Genomic DNA, 13918 nt, shown 5'->3' on the forward strand with positions numbered 1-13918 from the left:
CATGCACATAGCCAAACGGTTGCTGCGAAGTAAACATTTTGTTGTAGGCCCGTTACTCGCCGTGACAGCCCGTTAGGCCTTCGTGACGGACCGCTAGGCCTTATTACTTCCGGTGACGAGGCGGCCCGTGACTGGCGGCACAAGCTCTGGTTATACTCGCTTCAGCTTCAGGAATTGCGGTCGCTAAGCTCCGACTTGGCCGCGTACCAACCCCACGCTCTCTGGGTGGTTCGGATGACGAAGCGGCCTGCATTCGCCTACTGGCAAATGGTGCGGGCAAGAGCACGTGAAAGGACCGGTGCCCGGCACCGCTTCCATGAGTACAGCTAATACTGCCCACGCCGGCCTAGGCGTGATGAGCCTTTCCGACTACGAACAAGTTACGGCCGCACGCCAGGAATTCGTCGATTTCCTGCTCGGGCCCGCTGGCCTCCCGGCCCGGCAGGATGCGCGGACGCCACGCGCGGCGGGCCTGTGAGGGGTCCTTCGGGCCTGTTGCTGGACACCGACGTCGTCGCCGAAGTGCGCCGCGCCGAACCGCATCCGGCGGTCGTCGATTTCCTGCAGCGCCGCCGGCACCTGGGCATCTACATTTCCGCGCTGTCAGTGGCGGAGCTCCATCTGCTGGGCAGCCAGGAGGGCAGGGGACCGGACGACGGCGGCGCCTGGCTCGGCGAACTGGCCTCGCGCTTCTCCGGGTTCATCCTGCCGGTGGACCTGGGCGTGGCGATGTCCTGGGCGCCGATGGCGGGGAATCCCGAGGTCACCGCCGTGGATTCCCTGATAGCGGCGACGGCCGTGCAGCACTGCCTGACGATCGTGTCCCGGAACGTCGATGGCTTCCGGAAGCTGGCTGTTCCTGCCATCGACCCGTGGCAGGTGGGGCAGTTTGCCGTCGAGGTGGCGCCGTCGAACTGACCGCCGCCCCCTTACTTTCCGGTAGAACCGGCGCGACAATAGGAACAGTGGCGCGTTGGAGGAGAGCAGCGATGGCGACCAAGCGGAAGAGAATTTTTGGAGCAGCACCGGAAGAACGCATGGGCCCGCTGCCGCTGCACGGCTCGGGAGACGATCCGGTGATGCCGAACCTCGCGGCTGCCCAGATACCCGGGCCCGGCACCGGCCACGTCAGGGCGGGCGAGGACGGAGTGCTGCCGGACGATGTTTCCGACCCGTTCGAGCAGGAAGGACACCAGCACGCCGGCCGGTCACTGACCGGCAGGTTCCGGCGCTGGCGGCACGGGCTGCGGCGAGCATGACCATTCCTTCGGGCGCCGGTCCATAGACTGAGGTCATGCCTGAAGCTGCAAACCCCGTGGACCGGACCTCGATCGCCTACGACATCACGGGGGAGGGACCCGCCGTCGTACTCCTGCACGGTTCCGCGCTCTCGCGCGCGATTTGGCGCGGGCTCGGGTACGTGGGGGCGTTGGCCGCCGATTTCACCGTGGTCCGGATCGACCTGCGGGGCCACGGCCGTAGCGGCAAGCCGCACGACGCCGAGTCCTATCGGATGCCGCTGGTCGTCGGCGACGTCCTGGCAGTCCTGGACGCGGAGGGGATCGCCAGTGCCGCGGTGACGGGATACTCCTTCGGGGCGCGGGTGGGTTTCGCGCTGGCCGCGGCGGCCCCCGAGCGCGTGGAACGGCTCGCGACGCTGGGCGGCACCTACCGGGCCCAGCAGGGGCAGGTGGCCAGGATATTCTTCGACGGCTACCTCGAGGAACTGCGCCGCGGCGGGATGGAAGGCTTCATCGACGGCCTGGAAGCGGCGGGCAAGCCGCTGGATGCCGCCGCCAAGGTGGCCTTCAAGGCCAACGACCCTCAGGCGCTGGCGGCCTATTTCGAACGGACCGAGGAGGAACCCGGGCTCACCGAAGCCGAATTGGCCTCGCTGGGGATGCCCGTACTGCTCATGGCCGGCACCGAGGACACGGCCAGGTTCGACGACTCCAGGCGCGCCGCCGCGCTGATGCCCGCGGCCCGCTTCGTCCCGCTGCCGGGGCGCACGCACGCCTCGACCCTCTTCCCGGCGGATGAGGTCCTGGCCGAGCTGATGCCTTTCCTCGGGGCCCGGCAGGCGGTTGCCTAGGATGGCAGCCATGTTCCGCGAATCGATTGCGCCGTCCGCCCCCTGTCCCTGCGGCAGCTCGGCGGCCTACCGCGACTGCTGCGGACGCCTCCATGCCGGCCTGGCAGAGGCGGCGACGGCCGAGGAGCTGATGCGCTCGCGCTATTCGGCATTTGTCGCCGGGGACAGCGCCTACCTGCTGCGCAGCTGGTCATCGGAAACAAGACCGCGCTCGCTGGAGCTCGATCCGGAGCAGCAGTGGGAGGGTCTTGAGGTCATCCGGGTGGTGCGGGGCGGTCCGGACGACACGGCAGGAAAGGTCGAGTTCCGCGCGCGCTTCCGGGCCGGCGGAGCGGCGCAGGACCAGCATGAGGTCAGCACGTTCGTGCGCGAGGAGGGCCGGTGGGTCTACCGCGGGGCGCTGGCGCACCGCTGAACGCCCGGTCCAGCCCGGGCGCTCAGTTCTCCAGCAGGCCGCGGATGTCCTCGGCGGTCAGCTTGGAGGAGAACATCGCGTCGTCGTCCATCACCGACGAGAACAGCTTGGCCTTGCTTTCCTTCAGGGCCATGACCTTCTCTTCGATCGTGCCCTTTGCGACCATCCGGTAGACCATGACGTTCTTGGTCTGGCCGATCCGGTGCGTGCGGTCCACCGCCTGGGCCTCGCTCGCGGGGTTCCACCACGGGTCGAGCAGGAAGCAATAATCCGCCTCGGTAAGGTTGAGTCCGAAACCGCCGGCCTTGAGGCTGATCAGGAAGACGGGCGCCTTGCCTTCCTTGAAGCGGTTGATCACTTCTGCCCGCCGGCGCGTTGTGCCGTCCAGGTAGCTGTACTCAACGCCTTCGACGTCCAGCCGTGCGGCGGCCTTCTTCAGGAAGCTGGTGAACTGGCTGAAGATCAGGGCGCGGTGGCCTTCGCCCAGCACGTCCTCCAATTGTTCGAAGAGCACGTCGAGCTTGCTGGAGGGCACGGACGAGTAATCCTCGTGGACCAGCGAGGCATCCAGGCTGAGCATCCGCAGCAGCGTCAGCGACTGGAAGATGGTGAAGCGGTGCCGGTCCATGTCCTCGACCAGCCGCAGGATCTTCTGGCGCTCCCGCTGCAGGTGCGTGTCATAGATCTTGCGGTGCTTCGGGCTGAGGTCAACCTCCAGCACCTGTTCCTGCTTCGGCGGGAGGTCCGTGGCGACGGCTTCCTTGGTGCGGCGCAACATGAGAGGGCGGATGCGTCGTCGCAGTTTGCCCAGTAACTCCGCGCTGCCGGAGCGTTCGATCGGCCGCTGGTAGTGGTCCGCGAATTTCTGCGCCGAGGGGAACAGCCCGGGAGCCGCGATCGCGAGGATGGACCACAGTTCCATCAGGTTGTTTTCCATCGGCGTGCCGGTGATGGCCAGCTTGAACCCGGTTTTCAGGTCCCGCGCGGCGTGATGCGCCTTGGTGGTGCGGTTCTTCACGAACTGGGCCTCGTCGAGGATGAGGCCGGCCCACTCCTGCGCCTGGTACTCCTGGGCGTTGATCCTGAAAATCGCGTAAGAAGTAACGACGACGTCCGCCCCCGCCGCGGTTTCGGCCAGCGGCCGGCGGCTGCGCGCCTGGGTCTCGGCTACCGCGGCTACCCGCAATCCGGGGGTGAAGCGGGCGGCCTCGTGGACCCAGTTCGGCACCACGGAGGTCGGTGCGACCACCAGGAACGGGGCCACGGGCGGATCCGCGGACTCCTTGGCGTGGCTGATCAACGCCAATGTTTGCAGGGTCTTGCCGAGGCCCATGTCATCCGCGAGCACGCCGCCCAGGCGGTAGCGCCAGAGGAAAGCCAGCCAGTTGAAACCCTCGCGCTGGTACGGCCGCAGGTCGGCGTGCAGGCCCCGGGGCAGCTGCGTCGGCTCCACGGAGGAAAGCTGCAGCAGGCCGCTGACGGAGTCCTGCCAGGCCTTGGCCTGTTCCGTCTCGACGGCCAGCTCCTCGAGGTCCTCCCAGAGCCCGGCCTGGTAGCGGCTGATCCGGAGCTCGCCGCTGTTCCGGTCCTGTAGCGCCATCGCCTCGTCCACCAGGGCGCGGAGCCGGTCGAAGACCGGCTGTTCGAGGGAGAGGTAGGTCTTGTCGACCAGCAGCAGCTTCTTCTGGCCCCTGGAAAGCGCGCGGAATATGTTGCCGAAGGGAATTTCGCGTCCCTCGATCTTGACCATGACGCCCAGGTCGAACCAGTCCGTCTGTTCCGTTTCCACGGTGCTGATGGTCAGCTCCGGCGTGGCGGTCAGTTCCCGGTAGTCCGGGCGCTCGCCGACGATGTCCACCCTGACGCCGTCCAGCTTCTCCAGCTGCGGGAGTGCGTCCTGGGTGAACTCGACGGCGGCCATGTCCCGCAGCGTTGATTCCGCCTGCGCGGGTTCGGAGCCGAGGATCCGGCGGACCGCGGCGAGCAGCGCGGTTTCGGTCTCCGTGTCGCGGTACCCGCCATCCGACGCGGCCGCGTCGAGCGGTTTGCGCACCGCGGCGTCGCCGGAACGGTACTCGAACCCCCAGCCGAGCTTCAGAGTGTTGGCCTTGCCATACGTGGCAGTGAGCACGAGCTCCGGCGGGACGATTTCGGGCAGTTCGACGGACGCGTCCGTGCTGGTCAGGCTGATCGTGCGCTGCAGCCGGGGGTAGACCCGTTCCAGGAATTCCGGGACGTCCCCGGCCGGCACGGTCACGGTCGCGGGGCGCTGCAGCAGCTCCTGCTCCGCCCGGCTCAGCTTCCGGTCCACCGGAGCCAGCGTGATTTGCCGCAGCTCCGCCTGGTAGCTGTAGGCACCGTGGTTGCCGATGGCTCCGGCGCTCTCGAGCGGCTGGATCTCGCCATCGATGAACAGCACCGGATCGAGCCGGAGGCCGGTGCCCTCCTCCGGGGAGCGCGCGTCCAGCCGCAGTTCCGCGTGCCGGCCGATGACAAGACTGGTGTCCGCCTTGGCGCCCATCAGCTCGATCCCCAGCTGCCTCGCCTCGTCGAGGAGCCGCCACAGCAGGGGGCTGCTGAACTCGTCCAGGTATAGCCAGTCATTGTCCTCGCCGAAATGCAGCTGGCCGTTGGCGCGGTGCAGCGGCACGAACTGGGAGAACCAGCGGTGCTGTTCGGGGTCCAGGTTCAGCCCGTACGTCTTGAAGCTGATCGAGTTCCAGCGCAGGTTGCTGCGCACCCAGCGGCCGTTGTCGCTGCGGACGACCGGACGGACGCCCAGCTGCAGGCGGCTGGTGGGCACCCGGCCGCTGTGGCTGACGCCGGAGCCCGGCCGCCACTGCTGATGCGCCTGCAGAGTCTGGTCACGTACTTCGAACTGCAGGCCCAGCGGCTGGACCTTGCCGGCGGCCCGTTTGCCGGCGAGCCGGGGCGTACGTGCGGAAGCCGCCGCCGCAGGCTCGAGCAGGGGACCCAGCGCCTGCTGCCACTGCGGTACTCCCGAGGGGGAGGCGGCCGGGGCGGGCAGCTTGAGTTCCTCCCGGGACTGGAGATTGCTGAGGTTGGCGAAGAGCAGCGTGGCCGCGACGTGTTTGCAGTCCCAGCCCACCGGGCAGCTGCACGAATTTTCCTCGAGCCGGTAGCCGGCGCCGGTCTGCTTCAGCCGGATGCGGCAGCGGTAAGGCACGGCCGCCGTGCCCTGGACGCGGCTTGCCAGCACCCCCGTATCCGGGTCCCAGCTCAGGTCCTGGACCGAACGTCCGCTGGAGTACGTCTTCCCCCGGGCAAAGGCCGCCCCGCCGACGTGGCGGATGATTTCGCCGGCGTCGACCTGCGGGAAGGAAAGCTGTGGCACGCCTTCCATCTTTTCATGCGCGGCCGACGGTATGCCCTGCGCGCGTGCCGCTGTGGAGGACAACTACGGGGCCTCGGGGTCCAGTTCAGCGCCGGCGGGTATCCTTTGGTCTCCCGGCACGGACGCGCCGCTGCCCAGGACGGTGATGTCGCCGTCGGAGGCGCCCGCCATGGCGCCGGCCCCGGCCTCGGAAGAAGCGTCGGCCACGACCCGCACCAGCTTGGCGCCGCTGCGTGCCTTGGCGTCCTGCAGCAGTACCGATTCGGCCACGTAGGCTCCGGCCTCGACCACCGCGCCGGGCCCGATGACGCTGCGCACGACCGTGCCGCGGACCGTGGCGCCCGCGGAAACCAGGCTGTCCTCGATCCGTGCCCCGGCGGCGACCCGCGCGGGCATCAGCTGCGGGCTGGCCGTCAGGATGGGCCAGCCGGCATCGTGCAGGTCGAAGCCGTCATCGGTAAGCAGATCCATGTGCGCTTCCCAATAGCTGCGGACGGTGCCGACATCCCGCCAGTAGCCGTCCAGCCGGTGTTCGGCCACGGTCTGCCGCTCGACGAAATCCGGGACCAGGCTGTCGCCGTAGTCCTTCAGGCCGCCCTCTGCTTCCGCCAACCGGTCCATCGCTTCCAGCAGGGCGTCGGCGTCATACAGGAAAATCTCGGCGGCGACCAGGTCGGATTCGGGCCGCTCCGGCTTGTAGTCGAATCCGGTCACGCGCCCGCGCTCCGCCTGGACCACGCCGTAGCGCGACGCATCGCCTTTTATGGTCGTGGTGACCATGGTCAGCGAGGCCTCCGCCGCCAGGTGGGTGTCGACGACGTCGCGGAAGTCGAGCCGGTAGAGGTGGTCCGCGCTGAGCACCAGCACCAGGTCCGGATCGAATTCGCGGATCAGGCCGGCCTGCCGGTGCAGCGCGTCCGCGTTCCCCTCGGCGAAGCCTTCGCCCTCCGCGCCCTCGTACGGGGGCAGGATGCGCAGCCCGCCGCTGGTGCGGTCCAGGTCCCAGGGCCGGCCGTTCGAGATGTGGTCGTTGAGCGAGTACGGGAGGTACTGCTCGACAATCCAGACATCGGGAATGTGGCTGTGCTTGAGGTTGGAGAGCGGGATGTCGATGAGCCGGTAGTGGCCGCCGAAGGACATCGCCGGCTTGGACCGCCGGTCCGTCAGCACGCCGAGCCTGCTTCCGGCACCTCCGGCCAAAATGACTGCAAGTATGGTCGGACGCTTCATCCCTCTACCCTACTGACCTTCCGCCGAAGGCCGCGCCTGTGCTCCCTTTACCGGCGGCGCCCGGCGGATTAGCGTGGGCTGTGCGCGGCCGGTGGCCGTGCACGACAGTGCCGAGGTGAGGAGCGTGCGATGAGCGAGGAACCGGAAGCAGCAGGGGAACGGGCGGCGCCGGATGGCCGGGACCAGGGTCAGCAGGAGCCGGGGTCCGGGCAGGAACGGGAGCGGGCGCAGGACGCCGCGCCGGAGGGCGGCGACCGGGCGGCCGAGGCTACGTACCCGGGGCCCGAGCCGGTGGCATTTGAGCAGCAGGCGCCCGAACTCGGGGCGGCCGAGGTCGCCTCCGCCGACGATCCGCTGGCCCGTCCCGGGGACATCACGTTCCCGGAACCCGGGGTCACTCCGGGGCCTGCGGAGGAACTCGACCGCGAGACTCCGGACGACCGGGGCCTGACCACGGAGACGTCCTCCAGCGGGTAGCCGGCGCTCGCGGCCATGGGGCTGTCGCCTGCCCACGGCCGGCGATGCAGGGGACCGGACTACCCTTCCGGGAAACGGTCCCGGCTTCCGGCCGGGGGCTCCGCGGCGGCCCCGGGTGTGCCCGTATCGCCGGCTCCCGCATCAAGGCGGCGCGCTTCCGGGGCCGGTGCTTCAGCTGCGTCCCGTTGGGCCGCGCCGGAGGCCGGGCGGCCAGCCTGCCGCTTGGCTTCCCGGCGCGCCTTGATCCGCAGCGCCGTCACTCTGGCGACACCGGACGCCGCCACTAGCAGCCCGCCGGCGACGGCGGCGATGAGCAGGGCGACTCCCAGGGGCAGTTGCCCCTCCAGCCCGAAGTAGCGGACCATGACGGCATCCTGGTTCTGCAGGATGAAGACGATCAGCAGGACGAGCAGGAGCAGGGCCGCGATGGTGAAGATCCAGATCATCGCGGTGCGGCTGGCGCTCGCGCCCTCGCGGTTTCCGGGTTGGTTGGTGGGGGTTCGGTCTGCCATGGCACGTTTCCCTTCTGTCCACGGGATCAGGTAAGCCTGCTGACCAACGTGTGGTTCCGCTGTTAGCGTGGAGTCTACGGCCCCCGGGCCGTGTTCTGCACCCGACGGCACAACTGATATGACGCAACCGATATAAGGAGACGGCCATGAGCGAAGACAACGGTTCCCAGTCCCGCGCCGACGACAAGGCCGGGCCCGAAGGCACCATCCCCAATACGAAGAACGGCGTCGGCGTGGGCGCGGGCGGTGCCGACTCCACCTTCGAACCGGAGGAGACACCGGAAGCGGCCCCGGACACCGCTGGCGCGGATGCGGGCTCTGCGGAGCCGGACGAGGCCGCCGGCCCCGCAGAGGAAAAGGACCGGCAGACCTCGGACGACCGGGGACTGACCACGGACACCACGCCCAGCGACTGACAGGGTCAGGGCCGGAATTTGGCCAGCGGGTTGGCCAGGTTCCCGGCGAACTGCAGGCTTCCGGAGGGATCGGCGAGGTCCAGCATCTGCTGGTTGTTGCGCAGCTGCAGCCGGTTCAGGCAGGAGAGCGCGAACTGCGGGGCAAAGAGGTCGTACCTGGCGAACGCCGGGCGCAGGTCCTGATGTCCCGCTTGGTAGTCCGCCACCGTCCCTGCAACGGTGCGCCAGAAAGCGGCCTCGCCAAGCTGCCCGTCGCCATCCAGAGTGGCGGCGAGGAAGCGGAAGAAGCAGTCGAAGACGTCGGTGAAGATGGACAGCAGCTTGTCCTCCTCCGGCACCTCGACCCGGATGCGGGCGGCCTCGTCCGGCAGCCGGACGGTGTCCGCCATGAGCACCACTTCTTCGCCGATGTCCTTCAGGATGGCCCGCACCGGAACCCCGTCCTCGAGCACCAGAATGATGTTCTCGCCGTGCGGCATGCCCACCAGCTGGTACCGGTAGAAGCAGTGCAGCAGCGGCACCAGGTAGGCCTCCAGGTACCGCTGCAGCCATTCGGCGGCGGGCAGCCCGGACCGCCGGATGTATTCCGAGACCAGCGGGCGCCCCGCGCTATCGAGGTGCAGCAGTGAAGCCATTGTGGCGAGCTGCTGCCCCGGGTTGAGCTGCGGCAGCGGACTTTCCCGCCACAGCGCGGCCAGCATCTTGCGGTGCCCGGAACCGCTCGGTGCGCCCTCGTCGTAGTACCGGTTCCGGTAGCCGATCGCCGCAATTTCGCGGAGCACGCCGAAGCCGTGCCGCCGCAGCGTGGGATCGGTAGAGACCAGTTCGTGCAGCCACTGGTTGATCGCCGGCGTCGCGGCCATGTACTCCGCCGAGAGCCCCCGCATGAACCCCATGTTGAGCACGGACAGCGCCGTCTTCACGTAGCACTTGTGCGGCGCGCTCCGGTTGAAGAAAGTGCGGATCGACTGCTGGGCCTGGTAGCTGTCCGCCGCCTCGCCAAGCAGGACGATCCGGGACTGGGCGATCTCAGCAGCGAAGGTCACCGCGAGCTTGTTCTCCCACTGCCACGGATGCACCGGCATCATCAGGTAGTCCTCCGGGGCCAGTCCGCGGGCTCCAAGTTCCGCTTCGAAGGCGGCCAGCGTGTCGCTGCCCAGCTCGGCGGCCAGGTGTTCGCGGATACCGAGCCCGGGCAGCGCGCTGAACGCCGCGTTGCCGCGGTGGACGGCGATCCAGACCAGCCGCACTGGTTGCCCGGCCTCGGGCGCGTAGGCCAGGTAGTCGGTGAGCCCGAAGCCCAGCCGGCCGTTGTTGGCGACGAAGCAGGGGTGCCCTTCCGACATGCTTCGTTCGATCTCCTGGAAGTCCGACGCCGGGTCCTGGCCGGCGCTGGATCCTGCGGCGAGCCGGGGAGCACCGGGGTCCCGGGCGGTGAGCTTGTAGGCGTGCCCGGCGAGCGTGCTGCTGATCTCCTCAAGGTACACCGGCAGCATCTCCTCGCCGATACCCAGGGCGTGCCGGAACTCCAGGATGAAGTCCAGCGCATCCGGCGCAAGCTCCGTGCCTTGGCGCACCCGATGGATGCTGGCGGCGGGGATGCTCCAGTGGTCCAGTTCCAGCCGGTCGGCGGCGAAGTGGTAGACCGAGGCGCCGTCATCGGAGGCGAGCCGGTAGGCGCCGCCGCCCAGGGGCTCGGGCCGCAGGAGGCGCTCGTGCGAGAACTCGGCAATTGCCTTGCGGACCAGCAGGCGGTTGGCCGCCACCCAGGCGTCGGGCTGCAGATGGGCGGGTTCCGGAGTGGACGAGCGCTCGGGGGCTGCGGCGCCGGATGCTGCGGTACCGGGGGCTGCGGCGCGGGGGAGTGCTGCGGCGGTCATAGGGTGGCTCCTTCGGACGTGCGGGTGGAAGTTCGGGCTGGGGTTTGGACCGAGGTCGGGATTGCGAGGGAGAGGCTGGCGCGGGCGAAGTCCTCGCGGGTGCAGAAGCTCAGCCAGGCCTCCTTATCCGGCAGCCGGAGACGGCTCTGCCGGCGGAACCCCAGGCGCCGGTTCAGGTCCAGGATTTTGGTGTTGCGGACGTCCGGTTCGACCACGATGCGGCGGACAGCGGGGGAGGAAAAGAGGAATTCGAGCACGCTGCGGAAGACCGCCGTGGTGTACCCCGACCTCGGTGCGTCCGGCGGTCCCACGAGCAGGTGCATCCCGATGTCGCCCTCCGCGGCCGGATAGAGCCCGGCCAGGGGCGAGTGCTGCGGCAGGTACCGCTCCATCAGAAAGGCGGGGACACCGCCGTCGTACCCCAGCCACGCCTCATGGTGCGGATTGGCGGCGATGCCGGCGAGTTCGGCCCGGACGTCTTCAGGGGACGCCGTGAGCATGCCCCAGAAGCGCGCGTAGTCGCGGGTGACCCACCCGTGCAGCAGGACGGCATCGGCCTCGGGGTCCGCCGGGACGAAGCGGAATTCCGGCAGCGCGCTCATCGGAGGGCCTCCGCGCCAGCGGAAACCGGAACCGGCTCTGGATCCGGCCCCGGCAGCGGCGCCCCGAACTCCTGGAAGGCGATCCGCCGCTCCACCGGGTAGTACTCCCAGCCGAGCATGTCGCGGATGATGCAGGAATTGCGGTAGGCGGCCATCCCCAGGTCCGGAGTCACGAAGCCGTGCGTGTGCAGTTCGGCGTTCTGCACGAAGATTTCGGCCGGCATGGTGCCGATGCTGTAGTTGCGGGTGACGTCGAACCGGCCGTCGGGGCCGCGCCGGATGCGGTGTCCGATACCGGCGAGGAAGTCCGGTTCGCGGTACTGGTAGCCGGTGGCGAGGACGACGGCGGCGCTATCCAACCGGTGCCGGCGGTCCTGTTCGCCGTGGTGCAGTTCCAGCCGGTGGAGGCCGGAGGCCTGGTCATAGGAGGCGCCGGTCACGGCGGAGCCGGGCAACAGCCGGGTGCGGACCGGTCCGGAGAGGCTCTTCGCGTAGAGCAGGTCGTAGATGGCGTTGACCAGTGTCCCATCGATGCCTTTGTAGAGGTTCTTCTGCTCGGCGTTGAGCCGCTGCCGGGTCCCGCCGGGGAGGGCATGGAAGTAGTCCACGTACTCGGGCGAGGTGAGCTCAAGGGTCAGCTTGGTGTACTCCAGCGGGAAGTAGCGGCCGGAGCGGGTAACCCAGTTGAGCTCGTAGCCGCAGGCATCGATGTCCTGGAGCAACTCGTAGTAGATTTCCGCGGCGCTTTGGCCGCTGCCCACGATCGTGATGCTGGGGCCGGCCTGCAGCTCGGCCTTCCGCGCCAGGTAGGCGGAGTTGTGCAGGGCGGCGCCGCCGGCGCCGAGGATTTCCCGGCAGGCGTGAGGCACGTAGGGCACGGTGCCGGTGCCGAGCACCAGCCGCCGGGCAGTGCGCACGGTGTCCCCGCAGCGGTTCCGGGAGCGCACGCGGTAGAGGCCGCCGCTGTAGTCGATGCCGGTGACGTGTTCTCCGAACAGTACGTTCGGCAGCCGCCCGGCGACCCACTGGCAGTAGGCGTTGAATTCGGCACGGAGCGGGTAGAAGTCCTCGCGGATGTAGAAGCGGTAGAGCCGGTCGGCCTGCTTCAGATAGTTCAGGAACGAGTAGGGCGACGTCGGATCCGCCATCGTGACGAGGTCCGCCATGAACGGGACCTGCAGGTGCGAGCCTTCGAGCATCATGCCGGGATGCCAGTCGAACCCGGGGCGGGACTCGAGGACGAGGCCGTCGAGCTCCGCGATGGGTTCGGCCAGGGCCGCCAGTCCCAGGTTGAACGGGCCGGCGCCGATGGCGAGGAAGTCGTAGACGTGGTCGCTCATGCTTCGCCTCCGTTCAGCCAGGCGTCGCCGGTACGGCTGACGAGGTCCAGGATCCCGGCCAGGTCGGCCAGGGTCGTCTCCGCGTTGAGGAGCGTGAGTTTCAGGAAATGGCGGCCGTCCACGGTGGTGCCCGCGACGACCGCGTCGCCGGAGGCAAAGAGCGCGCGCCGGATATGGCGGTTGAGGTCGTCTGCGCAGTCCTCGCCTACGCCCGCCGGGCGGTAGCGGAAGACGATGGTGCTCAGTTGCGGGGGAGCGGCGAGTTCGAAATCCGGGTCCGCTTCCAGCAGCCGTGCGGTCCGCAAGGTCAGATCGATCGCAGCGTCGAGCAGCGTGCCGATGGCGTCCGCTCCCATGGTGCGCAGCGTCAGCCACAGCTTGAGGGCGTCGAAGCGCCGGGTGGTCTGCAGGCTTTTGTCCACCTGGTTGGGAATCTGCTCGCGGGCCGCGCTCGCCGGGTTCAGGTAGTCGGCATGGTAGGCGACGTGGCGCAGCGTCGAGCCGTCGCGGACCAGCATGGCGCTGGAACTGACCGGCTGGAAGAACGTCTTATGGAAGTCCACGGTGACCGAGTCTGCGGCCGCAATCCCGTCCAGCAGGTGCCGGTAGCGAAGCGATGCCAGCAGTCCGCCGCCGTAGGCGGCGTCCACGTGCAGCCAACTGCCGGCCTCGCGCGCCAGCCGCGCCACCGGTCCCAGCGGATCGATGCTGCCGAAGTCGGTGGTGCCCGCGGTGGCCACGACCGCCATGGGATGTTCGCCGCGGGCCCGGCTTTCCGCGAGGGCCGTGCGCAACGCGTCCGGAGCCATCCTCCGGTGGCGGTCGCACTCGACGGGGATGACGGCGTCGTACCCCAATCCCAGCAGCGCGGCGGACTTGGCGATGCTGAAGTGGCTGGCGCGGGATGCGAAGATCCGCAGCGGAGCCAGGGCCTGGGGCAGCCGGCGGGGGCCGCCGGTCCCGTGCAGCCGTTCGACCGCGTGGTTGCGGGCCAGGAGCAGCGCCTGCAGGTTGGACTGCGTGCCGCCGCTGGTGAAGACGCCGTCGGCCGCGGGGCCGAGGCCCAGCCGCTCCGTCGTCCAGTCGACCAGCCGCCGCTCAATGAGCGTGGCGCCCGCGCTCTGGTCCCAGGTGTCCAGCGACGAATTGACTGCGGAGAGCACCGCCTCGGCCACCAGCGCGGGGATCACCACCGGGCAGTTCAGATGGGCTGCGTACTTGGTGTCGTGGAAGTAGACCGCGTCGCGCAGGTAGACGGTCTCGAGTTCTTCCAGGGCCGCGGCCGTGTCGGGGAGGGGACGGTCCAGATCGATCGCGTCGACGGCGGGACGCAGCCGTGCCGGCGAGGTTCCCGTAAACGGCTTGTCCGTCGCCGCGATCTTGGCCGCCACGGCATTGACGGCCTGCAGCACATCAGCGGCGTACTGCGCCGTGTTCCGCGCATTGAGCAGCTGCCCGCGCGGTTCAGGCGGAAATCCGACGGCGGCGTCGAACTCCAGGTCGTCGAGGTGGGGCGAGAGGGTCATGGGGGACTCCTTGTAGGCCGGTCAGAACAAAGGTAAGCCTTACTTAGGTAATCCTTAACGTCAAACTTTTGTG

At 68.8% G+C, this 13918-nt stretch carries 13 protein-coding genes and 1 riboswitch; of the genes, 6 read left to right on the top strand and 7 right to left on the bottom strand.

Features of this window, described 5'->3' with window-relative positions; translation table 11 throughout:
• Window positions 1-165 precede the first annotated feature (165 nt).
• Window positions 166-289: riboswitch (SAM riboswitch) on the top strand.
• Between the two features lie 185 nt (window positions 290-474).
• The 4 genes from WFH44_RS03760 to WFH44_RS03775 all read left to right on the top strand — a co-directional run bounded on the left by WFH44_RS03760 (window position 475) and on the right by WFH44_RS03775 (window position 2507).
• Window positions 475-918, top strand: coding sequence for a PIN domain-containing protein (locus WFH44_RS03760; RefSeq protein WP_336711891.1), 444 nt, complete (start codon window positions 475-477; stop codon window positions 916-918).
• Between the two features lie 71 nt (window positions 919-989).
• Window positions 990-1259 carry a hypothetical protein gene (locus WFH44_RS03765; RefSeq protein WP_336711892.1) on the top strand — a complete coding sequence of 90 codons (270 nt, stop codon included), beginning with the start codon at window positions 990-992 and terminating at the stop codon, window positions 1257-1259.
• Between the two features lie 35 nt (window positions 1260-1294).
• The gene (locus WFH44_RS03770; RefSeq protein ID WP_336711894.1) at window positions 1295-2092 is read left to right on the top strand and encodes an alpha/beta fold hydrolase; all 798 of its coding nucleotides are present in this window, start codon (window positions 1295-1297) and stop codon (window positions 2090-2092) included.
• Between the two features lie 10 nt (window positions 2093-2102).
• Window positions 2103-2507 carry a YchJ family protein gene (locus WFH44_RS03775; protein WP_336711896.1) on the top strand — a complete coding sequence of 135 codons (405 nt, stop codon included), beginning with the start codon at window positions 2103-2105 and terminating at the stop codon, window positions 2505-2507.
• A gap of 22 nt (window positions 2508-2529) precedes the next feature.
• Here the strand turns inward: WFH44_RS03775 and WFH44_RS03780 are convergent, their stop codons facing one another.
• Both WFH44_RS03780 and WFH44_RS03785 read right to left on the bottom strand, forming a co-directional pair.
• Window positions 2530-5862 (bottom strand): DEAD/DEAH box helicase, encoded by a 3333-nt coding sequence (locus tag WFH44_RS03780; protein WP_336711898.1) that lies wholly within the window; start codon window positions 5860-5862, stop codon window positions 2530-2532.
• Between the two features lie 63 nt (window positions 5863-5925).
• Window positions 5926-7092 (bottom strand): glucose-1-phosphate adenylyltransferase family protein, encoded by a 1167-nt coding sequence (locus tag WFH44_RS03785; RefSeq protein WP_336711901.1) that lies wholly within the window; start codon window positions 7090-7092, stop codon window positions 5926-5928.
• 129 nt (window positions 7093-7221) lie between these two features.
• Between WFH44_RS03785 and WFH44_RS03790 the strand changes: the two genes are divergently transcribed.
• Complete coding sequence (locus WFH44_RS03790) at window positions 7222-7569, top strand: hypothetical protein (RefSeq protein WP_336711903.1); 348 nt, start codon at window positions 7222-7224, stop codon at window positions 7567-7569.
• Between the two features lie 59 nt (window positions 7570-7628).
• Here the strand turns inward: WFH44_RS03790 and WFH44_RS03795 are convergent, their stop codons facing one another.
• Window positions 7629-8081, bottom strand: a complete 453-nt coding sequence (locus tag WFH44_RS03795) for a LapA family protein (RefSeq protein ID WP_336711906.1) — start codon at window positions 8079-8081, stop codon at window positions 7629-7631.
• Between the two features lie 146 nt (window positions 8082-8227).
• On the opposite strand from WFH44_RS03795, the gene WFH44_RS03800 reads away from it, so the two are divergent.
• Window positions 8228-8497: a hypothetical protein gene (locus tag WFH44_RS03800; RefSeq protein WP_336711908.1), complete on the top strand. Its 270-nt coding sequence runs from the start codon at window positions 8228-8230 to the stop codon at window positions 8495-8497.
• 5 nt (window positions 8498-8502) lie between these two features.
• Here the strand turns inward: WFH44_RS03800 and WFH44_RS03805 are convergent, their stop codons facing one another.
• The 4 genes from WFH44_RS03805 to WFH44_RS03820 are packed head-to-tail and all read right to left on the bottom strand — an operon-like array spanning window position 8503 to window position 13845.
• On the bottom strand, window positions 8503-10377 hold the full coding sequence (locus WFH44_RS03805) for an IucA/IucC family protein (RefSeq protein WP_336711910.1): 1875 nt from the start codon (window positions 10375-10377) through the stop codon (window positions 8503-8505).
• On the bottom strand, window positions 10374-10979 hold the full coding sequence (locus WFH44_RS03810; protein ID WP_336711912.1) for a GNAT family N-acetyltransferase: 606 nt from the start codon (window positions 10977-10979) through the stop codon (window positions 10374-10376). Before WFH44_RS03810 ends, WFH44_RS03805 begins: the two co-directional genes overlap by 4 nt.
• Window positions 10976-12319, bottom strand: coding sequence for a lysine N(6)-hydroxylase/L-ornithine N(5)-oxygenase family protein (locus tag WFH44_RS03815; RefSeq protein WP_336711914.1), 1344 nt, complete (start codon window positions 12317-12319; stop codon window positions 10976-10978). Before WFH44_RS03815 ends, WFH44_RS03810 begins: the two co-directional genes overlap by 4 nt.
• Window positions 12316-13845, bottom strand: a complete 1530-nt coding sequence (locus WFH44_RS03820) for a pyridoxal phosphate-dependent decarboxylase family protein (protein ID WP_336711915.1) — start codon at window positions 13843-13845, stop codon at window positions 12316-12318. The genes WFH44_RS03815 and WFH44_RS03820 overlap by 4 nt, the downstream gene beginning before the upstream one ends.
• Window positions 13846-13918: the final 73 nt, after the last annotated feature.

The sequence above is a fragment of the Arthrobacter sp. USHLN218 genome, from assembly GCF_037144715.1.
In the GTDB taxonomy this organism is placed as follows: Bacteria; Actinomycetota; Actinomycetes; order Actinomycetales; family Micrococcaceae; genus Crystallibacter.

Coding starts and splice junctions, on each gene's coding strand:
- WFH44_RS03765 (WP_336711892.1), top strand. CDS start 990: ATGGCGACCAAGCGGAAGAGAATTTTTGGAGCAGCACCGGAAGAACGC.
- WFH44_RS03770 (WP_336711894.1), top strand. CDS start 1,295: ATGCCTGAAGCTGCAAACCCCGTGGACCGGACCTCGATCGCCTACGAC.
- WFH44_RS03775 (WP_336711896.1), top strand. CDS start 2,103: ATGTTCCGCGAATCGATTGCGCCGTCCGCCCCCTGTCCCTGCGGCAGC.
- WFH44_RS03785 (WP_336711901.1), bottom strand. CDS start 7,092: ATGAAGCGTCCGACCATACTTGCAGTCATTTTGGCCGGAGGTGCCGGA.
- WFH44_RS03790 (WP_336711903.1), top strand. CDS start 7,222: ATGAGCGAGGAACCGGAAGCAGCAGGGGAACGGGCGGCGCCGGATGGC.
- WFH44_RS03795 (WP_336711906.1), bottom strand. CDS start 8,081: ATGGCAGACCGAACCCCCACCAACCAACCCGGAAACCGCGAGGGCGCG.
- WFH44_RS03800 (WP_336711908.1), top strand. CDS start 8,228: ATGAGCGAAGACAACGGTTCCCAGTCCCGCGCCGACGACAAGGCCGGG.
- WFH44_RS03805 (WP_336711910.1), bottom strand. CDS start 10,377: ATGACCGCCGCAGCACTCCCCCGCGCCGCAGCCCCCGGTACCGCAGCA.
- WFH44_RS03810 (WP_336711912.1), bottom strand. CDS start 10,979: ATGAGCGCGCTGCCGGAATTCCGCTTCGTCCCGGCGGACCCCGAGGCC.
- WFH44_RS03815 (WP_336711914.1), bottom strand. CDS start 12,319: ATGAGCGACCACGTCTACGACTTCCTCGCCATCGGCGCCGGCCCGTTC.
- WFH44_RS03820 (WP_336711915.1), bottom strand. CDS start 13,845: ATGACCCTCTCGCCCCACCTCGACGACCTGGAGTTCGACGCCGCCGTC.